The organism is Angustibacter aerolatus, assembly GCF_054776675.1.
Genome location: NZ_BAAHBM010000016.1, coordinates 1 through 15881, shown reverse-complemented (window position 1 = coordinate 15881; position 15881 = coordinate 1). Strand labels below are relative to the sequence as shown.

16 protein-coding genes are annotated in these 15881 nt (G+C 72.8%); 7 read left to right on the top strand and 9 right to left on the bottom strand.

Features of this window, described 5'->3' with window-relative positions; genetic code table 11:
• Positions 1–20: 20 nt before the first annotated feature.
• From ACYVI6_RS06155 to ACYVI6_RS06140, 4 genes are read right to left on the bottom strand one after another with little or no spacing between them, the layout of a single operon-like run.
• Positions 21–2207 carry an alpha-galactosidase gene (locus tag ACYVI6_RS06155; protein ID WP_460445522.1) on the bottom strand — a complete coding sequence of 729 codons (2187 nt, stop codon included), beginning with the start codon at positions 2205–2207 and terminating at the stop codon, positions 21–23.
• Between the two features lies 1 nt (position 2208).
• Positions 2209–3138: a carbohydrate ABC transporter permease gene (locus tag ACYVI6_RS06150; protein ID WP_460445521.1), complete on the bottom strand. Its 930-nt coding sequence runs from the start codon at positions 3136–3138 to the stop codon at positions 2209–2211.
• Positions 3135–4085 carry a carbohydrate ABC transporter permease gene (locus ACYVI6_RS06145; protein ID WP_460445520.1) on the bottom strand — a complete coding sequence of 317 codons (951 nt, stop codon included), beginning with the start codon at positions 4083–4085 and terminating at the stop codon, positions 3135–3137. The genes ACYVI6_RS06150 and ACYVI6_RS06145 overlap by 4 nt, the downstream gene beginning before the upstream one ends.
• A gap of 1 nt (position 4086) precedes the next feature.
• Entirely contained in the window at positions 4087–5442 is a 1356-nt protein-coding gene (locus tag ACYVI6_RS06140) for an ABC transporter substrate-binding protein (RefSeq protein WP_460445519.1), read from the bottom strand.
• Positions 5443–5737: 295 nt separating this feature from the next.
• Between ACYVI6_RS06140 and ACYVI6_RS06135 the strand changes: the two genes are divergently transcribed.
• The 5 genes from ACYVI6_RS06135 to ACYVI6_RS06115 are packed head-to-tail and all read left to right on the top strand — an operon-like array spanning position 5738 to position 9771.
• Positions 5738–6589, top strand: coding sequence for a DeoR/GlpR family DNA-binding transcription regulator (locus ACYVI6_RS06135; protein ID WP_460445555.1), 852 nt, complete (start codon positions 5738–5740; stop codon positions 6587–6589).
• Entirely contained in the window at positions 6586–7725 is a 1140-nt protein-coding gene (gene galT / locus ACYVI6_RS06130) for a galactose-1-phosphate uridylyltransferase (RefSeq protein ID WP_460445518.1), read from the top strand. The genes ACYVI6_RS06135 and galT overlap by 4 nt, the downstream gene beginning before the upstream one ends.
• Positions 7722–8966, top strand: a complete 1245-nt coding sequence (gene galK, locus ACYVI6_RS06125; protein ID WP_460445517.1) for a galactokinase — start codon at positions 7722–7724, stop codon at positions 8964–8966. Before galT ends, galK begins: the two co-directional genes overlap by 4 nt.
• 32 nt (positions 8967–8998) lie before the next feature.
• Complete coding sequence (locus ACYVI6_RS06120; protein ID WP_284289889.1) at positions 8999–9391, top strand: OsmC family protein; 393 nt, start codon at positions 8999–9001, stop codon at positions 9389–9391.
• A gap of 2 nt (positions 9392–9393) precedes the next feature.
• The gene (locus tag ACYVI6_RS06115) at positions 9394–9771 is read left to right on the top strand and encodes an MmcQ/YjbR family DNA-binding protein (protein ID WP_460445516.1); all 378 of its coding nucleotides are present in this window, start codon (positions 9394–9396) and stop codon (positions 9769–9771) included.
• Here ACYVI6_RS06115 and ACYVI6_RS06110 read toward each other — a convergent pair.
• The 4 genes from ACYVI6_RS06110 to ACYVI6_RS06095 all read right to left on the bottom strand — a co-directional run bounded on the left by ACYVI6_RS06110 (position 9768) and on the right by ACYVI6_RS06095 (position 12999).
• Entirely contained in the window at positions 9768–10130 is a 363-nt protein-coding gene (locus tag ACYVI6_RS06110) for a DUF1304 domain-containing protein (protein WP_284289888.1), read from the bottom strand. The two genes, ACYVI6_RS06115 and ACYVI6_RS06110, sit on opposite strands and share 4 nt — an antisense overlap.
• Before the next feature lie 33 nt (positions 10131–10163).
• Positions 10164–10970: an exodeoxyribonuclease III gene (locus ACYVI6_RS06105; RefSeq protein WP_460445515.1), complete on the bottom strand. Its 807-nt coding sequence runs from the start codon at positions 10968–10970 to the stop codon at positions 10164–10166.
• A 147-nt stretch (positions 10971–11117) separates the two neighbouring features.
• Complete coding sequence (locus ACYVI6_RS06100; RefSeq protein ID WP_460445514.1) at positions 11118–11597, bottom strand: CAP domain-containing protein; 480 nt, start codon at positions 11595–11597, stop codon at positions 11118–11120.
• A gap of 184 nt (positions 11598–11781) precedes the next feature.
• Positions 11782–12999, bottom strand: coding sequence for an NADP-dependent isocitrate dehydrogenase (locus ACYVI6_RS06095; protein WP_460445513.1), 1218 nt, complete (start codon positions 12997–12999; stop codon positions 11782–11784).
• 132 nt (positions 13000–13131) lie between these two features.
• On the opposite strand from ACYVI6_RS06095, the gene ACYVI6_RS06090 reads away from it, so the two are divergent.
• Positions 13132–14124: a malate dehydrogenase gene (locus ACYVI6_RS06090; protein WP_460445512.1), complete on the top strand. Its 993-nt coding sequence runs from the start codon at positions 13132–13134 to the stop codon at positions 14122–14124.
• A 49-nt stretch (positions 14125–14173) separates the two neighbouring features.
• On the opposite strand, the gene ACYVI6_RS06085 is transcribed toward ACYVI6_RS06090, so the two are convergent.
• Positions 14174–15115 (bottom strand): ATP-binding protein, encoded by a 942-nt coding sequence (locus ACYVI6_RS06085; protein ID WP_460445511.1) that lies wholly within the window; start codon positions 15113–15115, stop codon positions 14174–14176.
• A gap of 142 nt (positions 15116–15257) precedes the next feature.
• Between ACYVI6_RS06085 and ACYVI6_RS06080 the strand changes: the two genes are divergently transcribed.
• The coding region (locus ACYVI6_RS06080) for an AzlC family ABC transporter permease (protein ID WP_460445510.1) at positions 15258–15881 on the top strand (624 nt) is incomplete at its 3' end.

Sequence of the window (15881 nt, the reverse complement as noted above, 5' to 3'; positions counted from 1 at the left end):
CGTGCGCGGAGGCGTGCGGGTCAGCCGTTCGGGGTCGACTCGGTCACGTGCAGCAGCAGACCGGTCGCAGGCGGCAGCACCGGCACGGCCAGCCCGGTCACCGCGAGGACGGCGCCCGGCAGCACGACGCCGTCGGCGTGCGCGGTCCACGGCGGCGGGGTGTGCTGCAGCCCGTCGAGCAGCCCGGGGTCGTCCAGCTCGTGCCGCACGCGCACCCGGTAGGCGCGGTCGGGGTCGAGCCCGGGCAGCGTGATCGGCGCGTCCACGGTGACCGGCGCGGTCGCCGTCCGCACCCACGCGTAGACCCCCTCGGAGCGGTCGTGCGCGACGACGCCGTGCAGCAGCGCCCCGGGGTCGGGCAGGTCGGTGCGCACCGTGCGACCGCCGTGCAGCAGCGGGCGCATCTCCTTGTAGAGCGCCGTCCACGCCCGCAGCCGGTCGAGCTCGTCGGCCGAGCACCGCGTGACGTCCCACTCGAACCCGGCGTGCGCGAACAGCGAGGTGAGCAACCGGGTGCTGAGGTGCACGGAGCGCTCGGTGGTGTGCGCCTGCTCCGGACCAACGTGGCTGCCGATCAGCTCGGGCGGCAGGATCAGCCCGGTCCAGCGCTGGATCCCCTGCCGCTCGATCGCGTCGTTGGTGTCGGACGCCCACACCCGGTCGGTGTGCTCGAGCACGCCGAGGTCGATGCGGGCTCCGCCCGACGCGCACGACTCGATCTCGAGCCCGGGGTGCCGCTCGCGCAGCGCCGCGAGCAGCCGGTAGACCGCCGTGGTCTGGGCGTGGACGCCGGGCCGGTACCGCCCGTCGGGCCCCGGGTGCGCGGCCTCGTGCAGGTCGCGGTTCATGTCCCACTTGAGGAAGTCGATGCCGAGCTCGCTCACCAGCGCCGACAGCCGCTCGAGCAGGTGGGCGGAGGCCTCCGGGCGCGCGACGTCGAGCACGTGCTGGTTGCGCCAGACCAGGGGCAGCCGGTCCGGCGCGCTGAGCAGCCAGTCGGGGTGCGCGCGCACCAGGTCGCTGTCGAGGTTCACCATCTCCGGCTCGACCCAGAGGCCGACCTGCATGCCGAGGTCGCGCACCCGGTCGAACAGCGGGTTCAGCCCGTCGGGCCACATCTCGGGCGAGACGGTCCAGTCGCCGAGCCCGCTGGTGTCGTCGCGCCGCGAGCCGAACCACCCGTCGTCCAGCACGAAGCGCTCGACGCCGACGGACGCCGCGACCCGGGCCAGCTCGGTGAGCCGGTCGAGGTCGTGGTCGAAGTACACGGCCTCCCAGGTGTTCAGCACCACCGGCCGCGGGCTGCTCGGGTGGCCGGGCCGCGCGCGCAGCAGGTCGTGCACCCGCGCGCTCACGCCGTCGAGGCCCTCGTCCGACCAGACCAGCACCGTCCAGGGCGCGGTGTACGACTCCCCCTCGGCCAGCTGCACCTCGCCGGCGCGCAGCAGCTCGCCGCCGCCGAGCAGGGTGTGCCCCTCGGGCACCCGGTCGACCACGTGCACCTGGTCGCCGCTCCACGCGACGTGCGCGCCCCACACCTGGCCGGTGCGCCAGCCGAACCCCGCGGTGCCGGCCACCAGCATCGTCGTCGCGTCGTGCCCGGTGCGGCCGCGGCGGTTCTCCCGCGCGTGCTGCCCGTGCAGCAGCGGCCCGCGCTGGGGCGTGCGCTCGCGGGTCCACCGGCCGGTGCAGTCGAGCACCTCGGTCGCCAGCATCGGCACCGGCAGCATCGCCAGGGCGCCCTGCGGCGAGAAGCCGGCCGCCGACGTCGCCGTCACCACGTGCCGCAGCCGGACGACGCCGCTCGGCTCGAGCCGCAGCTGCTGGGTGACGCGCACGCCGACCTCGTCGTCCGCCAGCTCGACGTCGACGTCGGTGCCACCGTCCTCGCGGGCGGTGCGGGTGAACCCGGTGCGCCGCAGGCGCAGCGGCTGGTTGCCGCCGGGCGCCGCGCCGGTCAGCGCCGGACGCCCCGACCACCCGTCGGCCTCCGACGGCAGCAGGCTCGGCCGCATCGGCAGGTCGAGCTGGCTGCGCCCGACCGGCCGCACCAGCGCCTCCGCCATCCCGCGCAGCGCGACGTCGTCGAGATCGCCGGGGTCGGCACCCCAGTGCAGGACGACGGGTGCGCCGTCGAGGCTGGTGTCGAGCAGCAGGGCGGTGCCCGCCGCTCGCAGCAGGTGCAGGTCGGCGCTCAGGTCGGGCACGTCATCCCTTCGTGGCCCCGAGGGTGAGGCCGCTCACGAACTGCTTCTGCAGCACGAAGAACACGATCAGCGTCGGCAGCGCGGCCATCACCGAGCCGGCCGACAGCAGGTTGTAGTCGGTGAAGAACTGGCCGCGCAGGTTCTGCAGCGACGACGTCACGGGGTACTTGTCGCCCTCGCTCATGAAGGCGACCGCCCAGAAGAAGTCGTTGTAGATCCAGGTGACCTCGAGCGTGGCCAGGGCGGCCAGCGGCGGGCGGCACAGCGGCATGATGATCTGCCAGTACTGGCGCAGCACCCCCGCGCCGTCGACGATCGCGGCCTCGGTCAGCTCGGTGGGCAGCGTCTTCATGTAGTTGCTCAGCACGAAGGCGCAGAAGCCGGTCTGGAACGCGATGTGCGTGATGATGACGGACCAGTAGCTGTTGTAGAGCGTGCCCGACTCGCTGAACCAGAACGGCACCTCGATCGAGTTGTACAGCTTGAACAGCGGCACCAGCAGCGCCTGCTGCGGCAGCAGGTTCGCCGCCGTGAACAGGCCGAGCAGCACGATGTTCAGCTTGAACGAGTAGCGCGAGACGACGAACGCCACGGCGGACGCCAGGATCAGCGTCACCAGCACCGAGGGCACCGTGATGATCACGGAGTTCCAGAAGTGCCGGCCGAAGTCGCCCTGCTTCCAGGCGTTCGCGTAGTTCTTCAGCGTGAAGCCGCCGAACGACACGTACCCGTGCTGGGACGTGTAGTTGTAATCGCGGAGCGAGTTGAAGACGGCCCAGGCGAGCGGGAACACCCACGACAGGCTCATCACGATCAGGAAGACGTGCAGCAGCGTGCGCTTGGCGGTGCGCGGCCGGTGCTGCTGAGCCACCTCGGCGGTGCGCGTGCGACCGCGCCCCCGGTGGCCGACCGCCTGCGTCGCGGTGCTCACTTGTCCTCCTTCATCACGGCCGGGAGGTAGAAGATGATGAACACCACCGAGATCAGCAGCATGATCGTCGCCAGCGCGGACCCGAACGGGATGCGCTGCCCCTCACCCACGATGTTGCTGAACACCAGCGTGCCGATCAGCTCGAGGCCGTTGCGGCCCTTGTTGATGACCCACACCAGGTCGAACGCGCGCAGCGACTCGATGACGGTCACCACGATGACCACGATGTTGATCGGGCGCATCACCGGGAACACCACGCGGAAGAACGTCTTGGTCTGCGACGCGCCGTCCATCGCGGCGGCCTCGCGCAGCGCGGGGTCGACCCCCTTCAGGCCCGCCAGGTACAGCAGCATGATGTAGCCGGTGTGCTTCCAGGCGGCCGCGAACAGCACCGCCCACAGGTTGACGCTCGAGTCGCCGTACCAGTCGATCGCGTTCTCGCCGGTCTTGCCCAGCACCGCGTTCAGCAGGCCCTGGTCGCGGCTGTAGATGAGCTGCCAGATGAAGCCGGTGAGGGCGAGCGACAGCACGACGGGCATGAAGAACGCCGTCTGGTAGAGCCGCCCGCCGCGCAGCTCGCGGTCGAGCAGCACGGCCATGAAGATGCCCAGCACCGTGGGCACGAGGAACGTGAACCCGAGCCACACCAGGTTGTGCACCAGGGCCGGCTTGAACGGCGGGTAGTTCGTGACGACGTCCGTGTAGTTCTTGAACCCGACGCCCTTGGCCTCGCGCAGCGGCGTGAAGCCGTCCCAGTTGGTGAACGACACCAGCACCGTCATGACGGCCGGCACCCAGACCAGCCCGATGACGATGATCGCGGGCACGCCCGCCATGACGGTCAGCGCGATCTTGTCGCGGGTGCTGAGGCGGTGCACCTTGCGACCCCGACGGGGAGGCTTGCTCCCCGTCGGGGTCGCGGGCGCGGCCGGGGCCGTGGTGCTCATGTCAGCTGTCGCTCGCGTAGATCGACTTCTTCTGCTTCTCGATGCTGTTCGTCAGCCCGTCGACGTCGTTCGGGTTCTTGATGAACTGCTGGATCGCCGGGATCATCACGTTGCTGGCGAAGTCGGGCCGGGCGTCGCGGTCCATGAACTGCGCGATCTCCTTGGCGCTGCCCACGAACTCGACGGCCTTCTTCTGCAGCGCCGAGTAGCCGCTGGTGTCGGCCCCGCTGTTCACCGCGATGACCGTCGGGTCCGCCTTCACCGAGACGTTCTCGGCGGCCGGGGTCGCGAGGTACTTCAGCAGCGCCTTGGCGCCCGCCTCGTTCTTCGGCCGCTTCGACATCATGTACCCGTCGATCGGCGCCTCGATCGCGCCGGTGCCGATCGACGGGTCGATCTCCGGGAAGGTGAAGAAGTCCAGGTCGTCGCGCTCGCCCTCCGGGAACTGCTGGCCGACGAACATGCCGAGCACGTAGATGCCCGACTCCTTCTTCTGCAGCGACTGGGCCGCCTCCTGCCAGGTGCGGCCGAGCGAGTCGCTCTGGTGCAGGGGCAGCAGACCCCGCCAGGTGTCGAACACCTTCTTGACCTGCGGGCTGTTCCAGGCCTCCTTGCCGGCCATCAGGTCGACGTGGAACTGGTAGCCGTTGATGCGCAGGTTCAGCTGGTCGAACGTGCCCATCGCGGGCCAGCCGTCCTTGTCGCCGAACGCGATCGGCGTCAGACCGTCCTTCTTCATCTGGGCGCCCAGCGCGGTGAGGTCGTCGAGCGTCTTCGGCACCTCGTAGCCGTTCTTCTTCCACAGGCTCGGCCGGTAGTACATCGCCCACGGGTAGTTGGTGAACGGCACGAAGTACTGCTTGCCGTCGTCGCCTGTCGAGGCCGCCTTCAGCGCGTCGCTGAAGCCGGAGGTGCCCTGCCAGACGTCGCTGATGTCGCCGGCCAGGTTCTTCGAGGCGAAGAACCGCATGCGGAAGCCGGAGAACCAGGTGAAGACGTCGTCCGGGCTGCCCTGCAGGTAGCTGTTGATCTGCTCCTGGAAGGTGTTGTGGTCGACGGTGTTGATCTTCACCGTCGTGCCCGGCGTCGCCTTCTGGAAGTTCTGCATCACCTCGGCCGCGGCGGCCTTCGGCACGGCGTCGGAGCTGTTCGAGCCGAAGGTGATGGTGCCGCTCACCTTGCCACCGCCACCGCCACCGCCGCCGCTGCTGTCGCTGCCGCCGCAGGCGGCGAGGGTCGCCGCGGCCGACAGGCCCAGCGCGCCGCGGAACAGACCGCGGCGGGAGACCGAGGTCGCGCGGACCGAGTCCGGCACCAGACCTGCCAGGTACTCCGCCTGGTTGCGTGGACGGGACATCTCGCCTCCGGGACTGCTCGTCGTTGAGCTGATGAGTTCGGCCGACAGAATCGAACACGAACCATCAGGATGTGTCGCACACCATGCAGCGGCCGGATGCTGCTCGTCAAGCACCTGACCCACCTGTGAGCGGGTTGTGCCAACAGATGCAGGTCACGATAGGGACACGGTGACTGTCCCGGACCGAAGGGCCGATCGGACGGCGCGCCGTAGGTTTGTGTTCGTTTCCGTTGCCTTTTCGCCCGATCGACGCCAAGGTTGCCGTCGAGCCCGAGGACGTGCCGACGTGAGGGAGGTGCCCGTGCTCGCCAGGCAGCGCCAGGAGCGCATCCTCGAGGAGGTGCGCGCCCACGGCGGCGTGCGGGTGGCCGACCTGGTCGACCTGCTCGACGTCTCCGACATGACCGTGCGACGCGACATCGCCGCGCTCGACCGCCGCGGCCTGGTCGCCCGGGTGCACGGCGGCGCGACCTCGATCGGCAACCGCAGCGGCGTCGAGCCGCCCGCATCGGCGAAGGCCGCGCTGGCCCGCGCCGAGAAGGAGTCGATCGCGCGCGCGGTGGCGGCGCTCGTCGAGCCCGGGGAGTCGGTCGCGATCTCGGCCGGCACCACCACCCTGGCCGTCGCCCGAGAGCTGCTCGCCGTCGAGGACCTCACCGTGGTCACGAACTCGGTGCCGGTGGCCGACCTCATGCACGACCCGGCCCGCCACGACCGCACGGTGATCCTCGTGGGCGGGCAGCGGACGCCGTCCGACGCGCTGGTGGGGCCGGTGGCCGTCGCGGCGCTGCGCAGCCTGCACGTCGACACCCTCGTGCTGGGCTGCCACGGCATCGCGCCCGACGTCGGGCTCACGACGCCGAACGTCGAGGAGGCCGAGACCGACCGGGCGCTGCTGCAGTCGGCCCGCCGGCTCGTGGTGGCCGCCGACCACACCAAGTGGGGCGTCGTCGGGCTGGCCGGCTTCGCGGCGCTGGAGGAGATCGACGTGCTGGTGACCGACCGCGGCCTGGCCCGCAGCGCGCAGCGGGTGCTGTCGCGCAGCGTCGGGCGGCTCGTGGTCGCCGACGACGACGAGCTGGTGCCGGCCGCACCCGACCCCGACCCCCGCGACGACGTCGCCGCACCCGTGGAGGAGGTGGGATGACCACCGAGCACCGGGTCCGCCGCAGCGTCGGCACGCTGACCGACGGCCGCGAGATCATCTACTTCGACGACACCGAGCCGTACCTGTCGGGCGAGGCGACGCGCGTCGTCCCCGACCGGCGTCCGCTCGGACCGGCCGGCGCCGCCGGCGAGCGCCGGTACGACCCGCTGGCCGGCGAGTGGGTGGTGATCGCCGCGCACCGCATGGACCGCACCTTCCTGCCACCCGCCGACGAGTGCCCCCTGTGCCCCACCGGCCGCGGCAGCGTGCCGAGCGAGGTGCCGGCCGACGGGTACGACGTCGTGGTGTTCGAGAACCGCTTCCCGTCGCTGAGCACGCGCACGCTCGACGGCATCCCGAGCACCGTCGACGACGAGCCGCTGGTCCCCCGCGCCCCGGCGTTCGGCCGCTGCGAGGTCGTGTGCTTCACCGACGACCACGGCGGCACGTTCGCCGACCTCACCACGGACCGGGCACGCACCGTCGTCGAGGCCTGGGCCGACCGCACCCGCGAGCTGTCGGCCCTCGACGGCGTCGAGTCGGTGTTCCCCTTCGAGAACCGCGGCAAGGAGATCGGCGTCACGCTGGCGCACCCACACGGCCAGATCTACGCCTACCCGTTCGTGCCGCCGCGCACCGAGCAGCTGCTGCGGCTGGCCCGCGAGCACCGCGAGCGCACCGGCGGCGACCTCATGGGCGACGTGCTGGCCGCCGAGCGGCGCAGCGGCCGCCGGGTGCTGGTCGACGGCGAGCACTGGACGGCGTACGTGCCGGCCGCCGCGCGCTGGCCGGTCGAGGTGCACCTGACCCCGCACCGCGCCGTCCCCGACCTCGCCGCGCTGGAGGAGGACGAGCGGGCCGAGCTGGCCGCCGTCTACCTCGACGTGCTGCGCCGGCTCGACCGGTTCCACGTCACCGACGACGGCTCGGTGCGGCTGCCGTACATCGCCGGGTGGCACCAGGCCCCGGTGCACGCCGGCCGCGACCTCGTGCGGCTGCAGCTGCAGATCACCTCGGTGCTGCGGGCGCCGGGCAAGCTGAAGTACCTGGCCGGCAGCGAGTCGGGCATGGGCGCGTTCATCAACGACACCACGCCCGAGCGGATCGCCGACCGGCTGCGCGAGGTGGCCGGGTGAGCGGCCTGACCTGGCACGCGTGCGACGACGAGCACGAGCGGGCAGCCCGCCTGCAGACGGCCTTCCGCGATGCCTACGGCGTCGCGCCCGAGGGCGTGTGGGCCGCGCCGGGCCGGGTGAACCTGGTCGGCGAGCACGTCGACTACGTGGGCGGACTGTGCCTGCCGTTCGCCCTGCCGCACACCACGCTCGTGGCCGCCGGCGGCGTCGACGGAGCCGACGGCACGCCCCCGCAGCTCGAGGCCCGCTCGGTGCAGCGCGCCGGCGACGACGTCCGCGTCGCGCTGTCGGACGTCGCGGCGGGCACCCCCGGCGGGTGGGGCGCCTACGTGGCCGGCGCCGCCGCGGTGCTGGCCGAGCGGCGCCCCGAGGCGCTGTCGTCCGCGCGCCTGCTGCTCGACAGCCAGGTGCCGGTCGGCGCCGGCCTGTCGTCGTCGGCGGCGCTGTCGTGCGGCTCGGCCGTCGCGCTGGACGCGTTGTGGCGCACCGGGTTGCTCGACGCCGAGGGCGGACGCACCGAGCTGGCGGCCGTCGGGGTGCGGGCCGAGAACGAGGTCGCGCAGGCCCCCACCGGTGGCATGGACCAGGCCGCGGCGATGCGCTGCACGGCCGGCCACGCGCTGCTGCTCGACACCCGCGACGGTTCGGTGCGGCAGGTGCCGTTCGCGCCGGGTGACGACGGGCTCGCGCTGCTGGTGATCGACACCCGCGCGCACCACGAGCTGAACGACGGTCAGTACGGCGAGCGCCGGTCCGCCTGCGAGCGCGCCGCCGAGGTGCTGGGCGTGCCGAGCCTGCGGGACGTCGTCGACTCGCTCGACGACGGCCCGGACGGCGACCTCGACGCCGTGCTGGCCCGGCTCGACGACGCCGACCTGCACCCCGTCGTCCGGCACGTCGTCACCGAGATCCAGCGGGTGTCGGACGTCGTGGCGCTGCTCGACGCCGGGCGGGTGCGCGAGATCGGGCCGCTGCTCGACGCGTCGCACGCCTCGCTGCGCGACGACTACCGCGTGTCGTGCGACGAGCTCGACGTGGCCTGCGAGGCCGCGCTCACGGCGGGTGCGCTCGGTGCCCGGATGACCGGTGGCGGCTTCGGCGGCTCGGCGATCGCGCTGGTCGAGGCGGACGCCGTCGACGCGGTGGCGGGCGCCGTGCACGAGGCGTTCGGCCGCGCCGGGTTCGAGGCACCGGCGTTCCTGCTGGCCGAGCCCTCCCCCGCCGCCCACCGGGTGCTCTAGGCAGCGAGCGCCCGCGGCGGCACACTGACGCCGTGCCGTACGACGTGCGGGCCGCCTCCGGGTCGTTGCGCGAACCCGGCCTGCCCGTGCTGCCGCACCGCTGGACCGACGGCGGGGTGTCGGTGCGCACCGACTTCACCGGCGCGCACCTGCTGCACCTGTCGGTGGCCGGCTGCGTGCTGAACGACGTGCACCGCGAGGCGCCCGGGCTCGGCGTCGTGGTCGACGGGGTGCGGGTGACGGCGTCCGGCGACCTCGACCCGACGACGTGGGCCTCGACGGGCATCACCTACCTGGTCGACGTCGACGGCCCGAGCGGCCCCGAGCAGGTCGCCGCGCTGCTGACGCGGGTCGACGCGGTCGCCGAGATCCCGCGGGCCCTGCGGGTCGGGACCGTGGTGCAGCGGGCCGGCGCGGCGGACTGACCGTGGCGCACCCCCGGATGTTCACCGACGACGACCCGCACCTCGACGTCGTCCGCCGGGTCTGCCTGGCGCTGCCCGAGGCCGCGGAGGTCGAGGCGTGGGGCCGGCCGACGTTCCGGGCCGGCTCGCGCGGGAAGATCTTCGCGGTCTTCAGCGGCGTCGACGAGCACCCGTGGTCGCTGATCCTGCGCGCCGACCCCGACGAGCGGCCGGCGCTGCTGCAGGACCCCCGCTGCTTCCTGGCGCCCCACTACCGCACCGCCCCCTGGCTCTCGCTCGACCTCGACGCCGCGCCCCTCGACGAGACCGAGCTGCGCGAGCTGGTCGAGACGTCGTACCGCTCGGTGGCCCTGCAGCGGCAGCTGCGGCAGCTGGGCTAGCGGCTCGCGAGCACGACCGCGAGCGCCAGCACCGCGGGCACGGTCTGCACCAGCAGGATGCGCCGGCTCACGGTCAGCGCGCCGACCAGCCCCGCGACCGCGACGCAGGCCAGGAAGAACGTCTCGACCTGCCGCTGCAGGTCACCGGACGCGAGCAGCCCCCACACCAGCCCGGCGACGAGGAACCCGTTGTAGAGCCCCTGGTTCAGCGCGAGCGTGGCGGTGCTCTCGGCGAACTCGGGCGTGGTGCCGAACGCGGCGCGCCCGCGCGGGGTGCGCCAGAGCACCATCTCGAGCAGCACGACGTAGACGTGGATCAGCGCGACCAGCGCGACCAGGACCTGCCCGAGGGTGTGCACGGCCGGGAACCTACAGCGCGGGCGGGCGCACCGTCAGAGGTCGTAGTCGACGACGACGGCGGCGTGGTCGCTCCACCGCTCGGCGTACGTCGCGGCGCGTCCGACCTCGGCGCGGCGGGCCAGCGCGGCCAGCGGGCGGGTCGCGAGCTGGTGGTCGATCCGCCAGCCGGTGTCGTCGTCGAACGCCCGGCCGCGCCACGACCACCAGGTGTACGGGCCGGGCCGGTCGCCGGCGAGCGCGCGGGGCACGTCGACCCATCCGCCGCGCGGCCCGAGCCACCGGTCGAGCACCGCCCGCTCGGACGGCAGGAACCCGCTGCTGCGCAGGTTGCCGCGCCAGCTGCGCAGATCGGCCTCGCGGTGGGCGACGTTCAGGTCGCCGGTGACCAGCGCCAGCGCGGCCGGGTCGCGGCGCAGCTCGGTCATCCGGCGCGACATCGCCCGCAGGAAGCGCTCCTTCTCGTCCTGCCGGGGCGTGCCCGCCTCGCCGGTGGGGACGTACACCGAGACCACCGTCACCGTGCGACCGCGGACGTCGAGGTCGGCCTCTGCCCAGCGCCCGGCGTCCGCCGTCCGACGCGTGAGGCCGGTGCGGACGGCGAGCGGCGCGGCGCGGGTGACGACGGCGACGCCGGCCCGGCCCCGGGTGCGGCTCTCGGTGTGCACGACGTACCAGCGGGCGAAGCCGCCGGCGTCGAGCACCTCGCGCAGCTGCGCGTCGTCGGCCCGCACCTCCTGCAGGCACAGGACGTCGGGCTGCTGCGCGCTGAGCCAGGCGAGACCGCCGCGACGGGAGGCGGCGCGGACGCCGTTCACGTTGGCGGTGACGACGCGGAGCACCCGCAGATGGTGTCGTACGGCGGTGCCGGGCACCTCGCCGGGAGCAGCGCTCGACCTGGCGGCGGGGGGTGGGTGGTCCGTCGCGGCCCCCCGAGACCGGCTGAGCCGGCAGAGCGCGTGGACCCGTTCGTGGTGCGGGTGGTGGGGTCAGGCGGGCTTGATGAAGACGGTGACGGCGGTGTAGCGGCCCTTCGACCAGACGGTCGCGACGCCGACGCGGGTGACCTTCTTGTCGAGCAGGTTGGCCTTGTGGCCGGGCGAGTGCATCCAGAGCGAGACCATCTTCGCCGAGCTGACGTTGCCGCGGGCGATGTTCTCGGACGCGCGGACGGCGTGGCACTTGGCGAGGATGCGGCCGAGGTCCTGGTGCTGGATGCTGCGGTTGCTGATCTTGCGCGCCCACGCCTCGGCGTAGTGGTTGGCGCACTTGTCGGTCTTGAGCTTCTTGCGCTCGTGGTCGGATCGGGCGGCGTTCATGGCCTTCTGCACCTTGGCCTCGTAGCGGTTCTGCGCGGCTGCACTGGGTGCGGCCTCCGCGGAGGCCGCCGTGGTGACCGGCACCACGGCCGTCGCGGCGAGCGCGACGACGGCGGCCCAGCGGCCAGGTGTCGAGAGTCGGGAGAGCATCGGCGCACCGTAGTGGCCTTTGTCGCGAATGCGCCAGTCTCGTGTCACGGGCTGCTGTCGGCTGAACACGACAGGCAACGTACTTGCCGACTCAAGCCGTGTGAAGACCCTGTGACGAGCGATCCCCCGGCCGGCGCAGCGGGGCTGCGCCGACCGGGGGACGTCGGACGACGGGGTGCGGGCGTCAGGCCTGCGCGGCCGACAGGTTCTCGTCGAGGGCGCCGAGGAACTCCTCGGTGGTGAGCCACGACTGGTCGGGGCCGACCAGCTGGGCGAGGTCCTTGGTCATCTTGCCGCTCTCGACCGTCTCGATGCAGACCCGCTCGAGCGTCTCGGCGAACGCCGTCACCTCGGGGGTCGAGTCGAGCTTGCCGCGGTGCTTCAGCCCACCGGTCCAGGCGAAGATCGACGCGATCGGGTTGGTCGACGTCGGCTTGCCGGCCTGGTGCTGGCGGTAGTGGCGGGTGACCGTGCCGTGCGCCGCCTCGGCCTCGACGGTGCGGCCGTCGGGGGTCATCAGCACCGACGTCATGAGGCCGAGCGAGCCGAAGCCCTGGGCCACGGTGTCGGACTGCACGTCGCCGTCGTAGTTCTTGCAGGCCCAGACGTAGCCGCCCTCCCACTTCATCGCGGCGGCGACCATGTCGTCGATGAGACGGTGCTCGTAGGTCAGGCCGGCGGCGTCGAAGTCGGTCTTGAACTCGGCCTCGAAGATGCGCTCGAAGGTGTCCTTGAACTGGCCGTCGTAGGCCTTGAGGATCGTGTTCTTCGTCGACAGGTAGACCGGGTAGCCGCGCTGCAGGCCGTAGCTGAACGACGCGCGGGCGAAGTCCTCGATCGACTTGTTGAAGTTGTACATGCCCATCGCGACGCCACCGTCGGGGCCGTAGTTCGCGACCACGTGCTCGATCGGCGCCGAGCCGTCCTCGGGCGTGAACGTGACGGTGAGCCGGCCGGCGCCGGGCACCTTGAAGTTCGTCGCCTTGTACTGGTCGCCGTGGGCGTGCCGGCCGATGATGATCGGCTTCGTCCACCCCGGCACCAGCCGCGGGACGTTGCTGATGATGATCGGCTCGCGGAAGACGACGCCGCCCAGGATGTTGCGGATCGTGCCGTTCGGCGAGACCCACATCTTCTTCAGGCCGAACTCCTCGACGCGGGCCTCGTCGGGGGTGATGGTCGCGCACTTGACCCCGACGCCGTGCTCCTTGATGGCGTTCGCGGCGTCGACCGTCACCTGGTCGTCGGTGGCGTCGCGGTGCTTGACGCCGAGGTCGTAGTAGCGCAGGTCGACGTCGAGGTAGGGGTGGATCAGCCGGTCCTTGATGAACTGCCAGATGATCCGGGTCATCTCGTCGCCGTCGAGCTCGACGACCGGGCCAGCGACCTTGATCTTCGCCATGTGCTTCCAGCTCCTCTTCCACGACGACGGGTGACGTCTTGACGTCAAGATATCGGGCCACCCGGGACGAGGCCAGCCGCGCGCCGGGCTAGGGTCGTCGAGCACCCACCGCCCGTCGTCGAAGGAGCCGTCGTGAGCACCACCCCCGTCAAGGTCGCCGTCACCGGCGCGGCCGGCCAGATCGGCTACAGCCTGCTGTTCCGCATCGCCAGCGGCGCGCTGCTCGGCCCCGACGTACCCGTCGAGCTGCGCCTGCTCGAGATCACGCCGGCGCTGCCGACCCTCGAGGGCGTCGTGATGGAGCTCGACGACTGCGCGTTCCCGCTGCTGTCGAAGGTCGTCACCGGCGACGACGCCGCCACGGTGTTCGACGGCGTGAACGTGGCGCTGCTCGTCGGCGCCCGGCCGCGCAGCAAGGGCATGGAGCGCGGTGACCTGCTGGAGGCGAACGGCGCGATCTTCACCGCGCAGGGCCGCGCGCTGAACGACGTCGCGGCCGACGACGTCAAGGTGCTCGTCACCGGCAACCCGGCCAACACCAACGCCCTCATCGCGCAGCGCAACGCCCCCGACGTGCCGGCCGAGCGGTTCAGCGCGCTGACCCGCCTCGACCACAACCGGGCCATCGCGCAGCTCGCCGCCAAGACCGGCGCCGCCGTCACCGACGTGCAGCACATGACGATCTGGGGCAACCACTCCGCGACGCAGTACCCCGACCTGTTCCACGCCACCGTGCGCGGGCAGAACGCGGCCGAGCTGGTCGGCGACCAGGCGTGGCTCGAGGGCGACTTCATCCCGACCGTGCAGAAGCGCGGCGCGGCGATCATCGAGGCCCGCGGCTCGTCGTCCGCCGCGTCGGCCGCGTCGGCCACCGTCGACGCCGCCCGCGACTGGGTGCGCGGCACGCCCGAGGGCGACTGGACGTCGATGGCCGTGGTGTCGGACGGCTCCTACGGCGTGCCCGAGGGCCTCATCTCGTCGTTCCCGGTGACGGTCTCGGACGGCGCCTGGAACATCGTGCAGGGGCTGGAGATCGACGCGTTCTCGCGCGGGCGCATCGACGCCAGCACGGCCGAGCTGGCCGAGGAGCGCGACGCCGTGCAGCAGCTGGGCCTCATCGGCTGACCCGCTGACGCACCGACCGACCGCGAGCCGCTGGGCGCGGCCGCCCCGCTCAGGCGGGGTCGGCCGCGCCCAGCTGTGCGATGACGCCGTCGAGGTACTGGTGACGCACGGGCGCGTCGTCGTGCAGCTGGTCGGCCGTCACCAGGAAGCGGCCCGGCGGCAGGCGCTCGGCGTCGGCGACCGCGTCGCGGTAGCGCCGGGCCGCCTCACCGGCCGCGAGCGGCAGGCGCAGGTGCAGCGTCATCGTGCGCAGCCCGGCCGCCTCGGCCTCGATGGCCTGCGTGCGCACCTGGCCCATGCCGTCGGAGAACTCGTCGGCCGCCGCGATCAGCCGCCGGGCGAGGTGCACCTCCTCGCGGTCGGCCGGCACCTGCCCGCCGTTGGTGAAGCCGATGAGGGCCAGCTGCAGCTCGCGCAGCAGGTCCTCCATGTGCACCTTCGCGGCCACCAGCTCGGGCACCGGAAGGCCCTCGACCGTCACGCCGAACCGCTCGTCGCCACCGGCGTCGAGGTCGACGTCACCCGTCCACAGCTGCACCAGCTGCTCGGCACCGACCTCGGCCGGGTCGACCTCACCGCCCAGCTCGCACCAGACGAACTTGCCCCCCGCGGGCAGGTGCTCGACGCCCCAGCGCGAGGCGAGCGCCTGCACCATCATCAGGCCGCGGCCGCTCATCGCGGTGTCGGCGAGCGTGCCGGGCCGCAGCAGGGCCGACGAGCCGTCCTGCACCTCGAGCCGCACGACGCCGTCGCGACGCAGCAGCCGCACCTCGAAGTCGGTGCGGGCGTGCAGCACCACGTTCGTCACCAGCTCGGTGGCCGCCAGCTCGACGTCGAGCGAGGGCACGAGCGACGCGACGTCGGCGGTCTGCTCGGCCACGAACCGGCGCACGGCCGAGCCGACCCGCGGCTCGCAGGCGAACCGGCGCGACGCCACGAGGTGGGTCTCGGAGCGGTCGGCACCGAGGTCGCTTCGGGACGCACAGGGCATGCCGACGAGTATGCATCCCGACCGGGCACAGGGAGCATGTGGGAGGCAGTGGATCCTGTGCCGCAGAGCGAATGACACCGGTGACCTCGCACGATGCGGTGCCGGCTTGAGTTCCGGGGCCGCATCGACCACCGTCACGGTCGTGCCGACCGCCGCAGACGACGCTCCGCCGACCCCCGCCGGCGACGACCCGGCCGTGCGGTCCGCGGTGCGCCAGGGCGTCTCCGTCGGGGTCGCCACCGGCCTGTACGGCGTCAGCCTGGGCGCGCTCGCCGTCGCCAGCGGACTGTCGGTCTGGCAGGCCTGCGCGACGTCGCTGCTCGTCTTCAGCGGCGGCTCGCAGTTCGCGCTGGTCGGCGTGCTGGGCGGGGGCGGCAGCGCAGGGGCGGCGATCGCGGCGTCCAGCCTGCTGGGGGTGCGCAACGGGCTGTACGGCCTGCAGGTCGCCCCCACGCTCGGCGCCCGGGGGCTGCGCCGGCTGGCCGCGGCCCAGCTCACCATCGACGAGTCGACCGCCGTCTCGATCGCGCAGCCGACGGACGCCGCGCGCCGCCGCGGCTTCTGGGTGACCGGCGTCGCGGTGTTCGTCTGCTGGAACGCCACCACGCTGGCCGGCGCCCTGCTCGGCGACGCGCTCGGCGACCCCCGCCGGTACGGGCTGGACGCCGCCGCGGCGGGCGCGTTCCTGGCGCTGCTGTGGCCGCGGCTGCGCACCCGCCGTCCGGCCGTCGTGGCGCTGGTCGGCGCGGTCGTCGCGGCGGCGCTG

Excerpts from the sequence above, each read along its gene's own strand:
- galT (WP_460445518.1), top strand. The coding sequence starts at position 6,586 with ATGACCACCGAGCACCGGGTCCGCCGCAGCGTCGGCACGCTGACCGAC.
- ACYVI6_RS06100 (WP_460445514.1), bottom strand. The coding sequence starts at position 11,597 with ATGCTCTCCCGACTCTCGACACCTGGCCGCTGGGCCGCCGTCGTCGCG.
- ACYVI6_RS06085 (WP_460445511.1), bottom strand. The coding sequence starts at position 15,115 with ATGCCCTGTGCGTCCCGAAGCGACCTCGGTGCCGACCGCTCCGAGACC.
- ACYVI6_RS06145 (WP_460445520.1), bottom strand. The coding sequence starts at position 4,085 with ATGAGCACCACGGCCCCGGCCGCGCCCGCGACCCCGACGGGGAGCAAG.
- ACYVI6_RS06095 (WP_460445513.1), bottom strand. The coding sequence starts at position 12,999 with ATGGCGAAGATCAAGGTCGCTGGCCCGGTCGTCGAGCTCGACGGCGAC.
- ACYVI6_RS06140 (WP_460445519.1), bottom strand. The coding sequence starts at position 5,442 with ATGTCCCGTCCACGCAACCAGGCGGAGTACCTGGCAGGTCTGGTGCCG.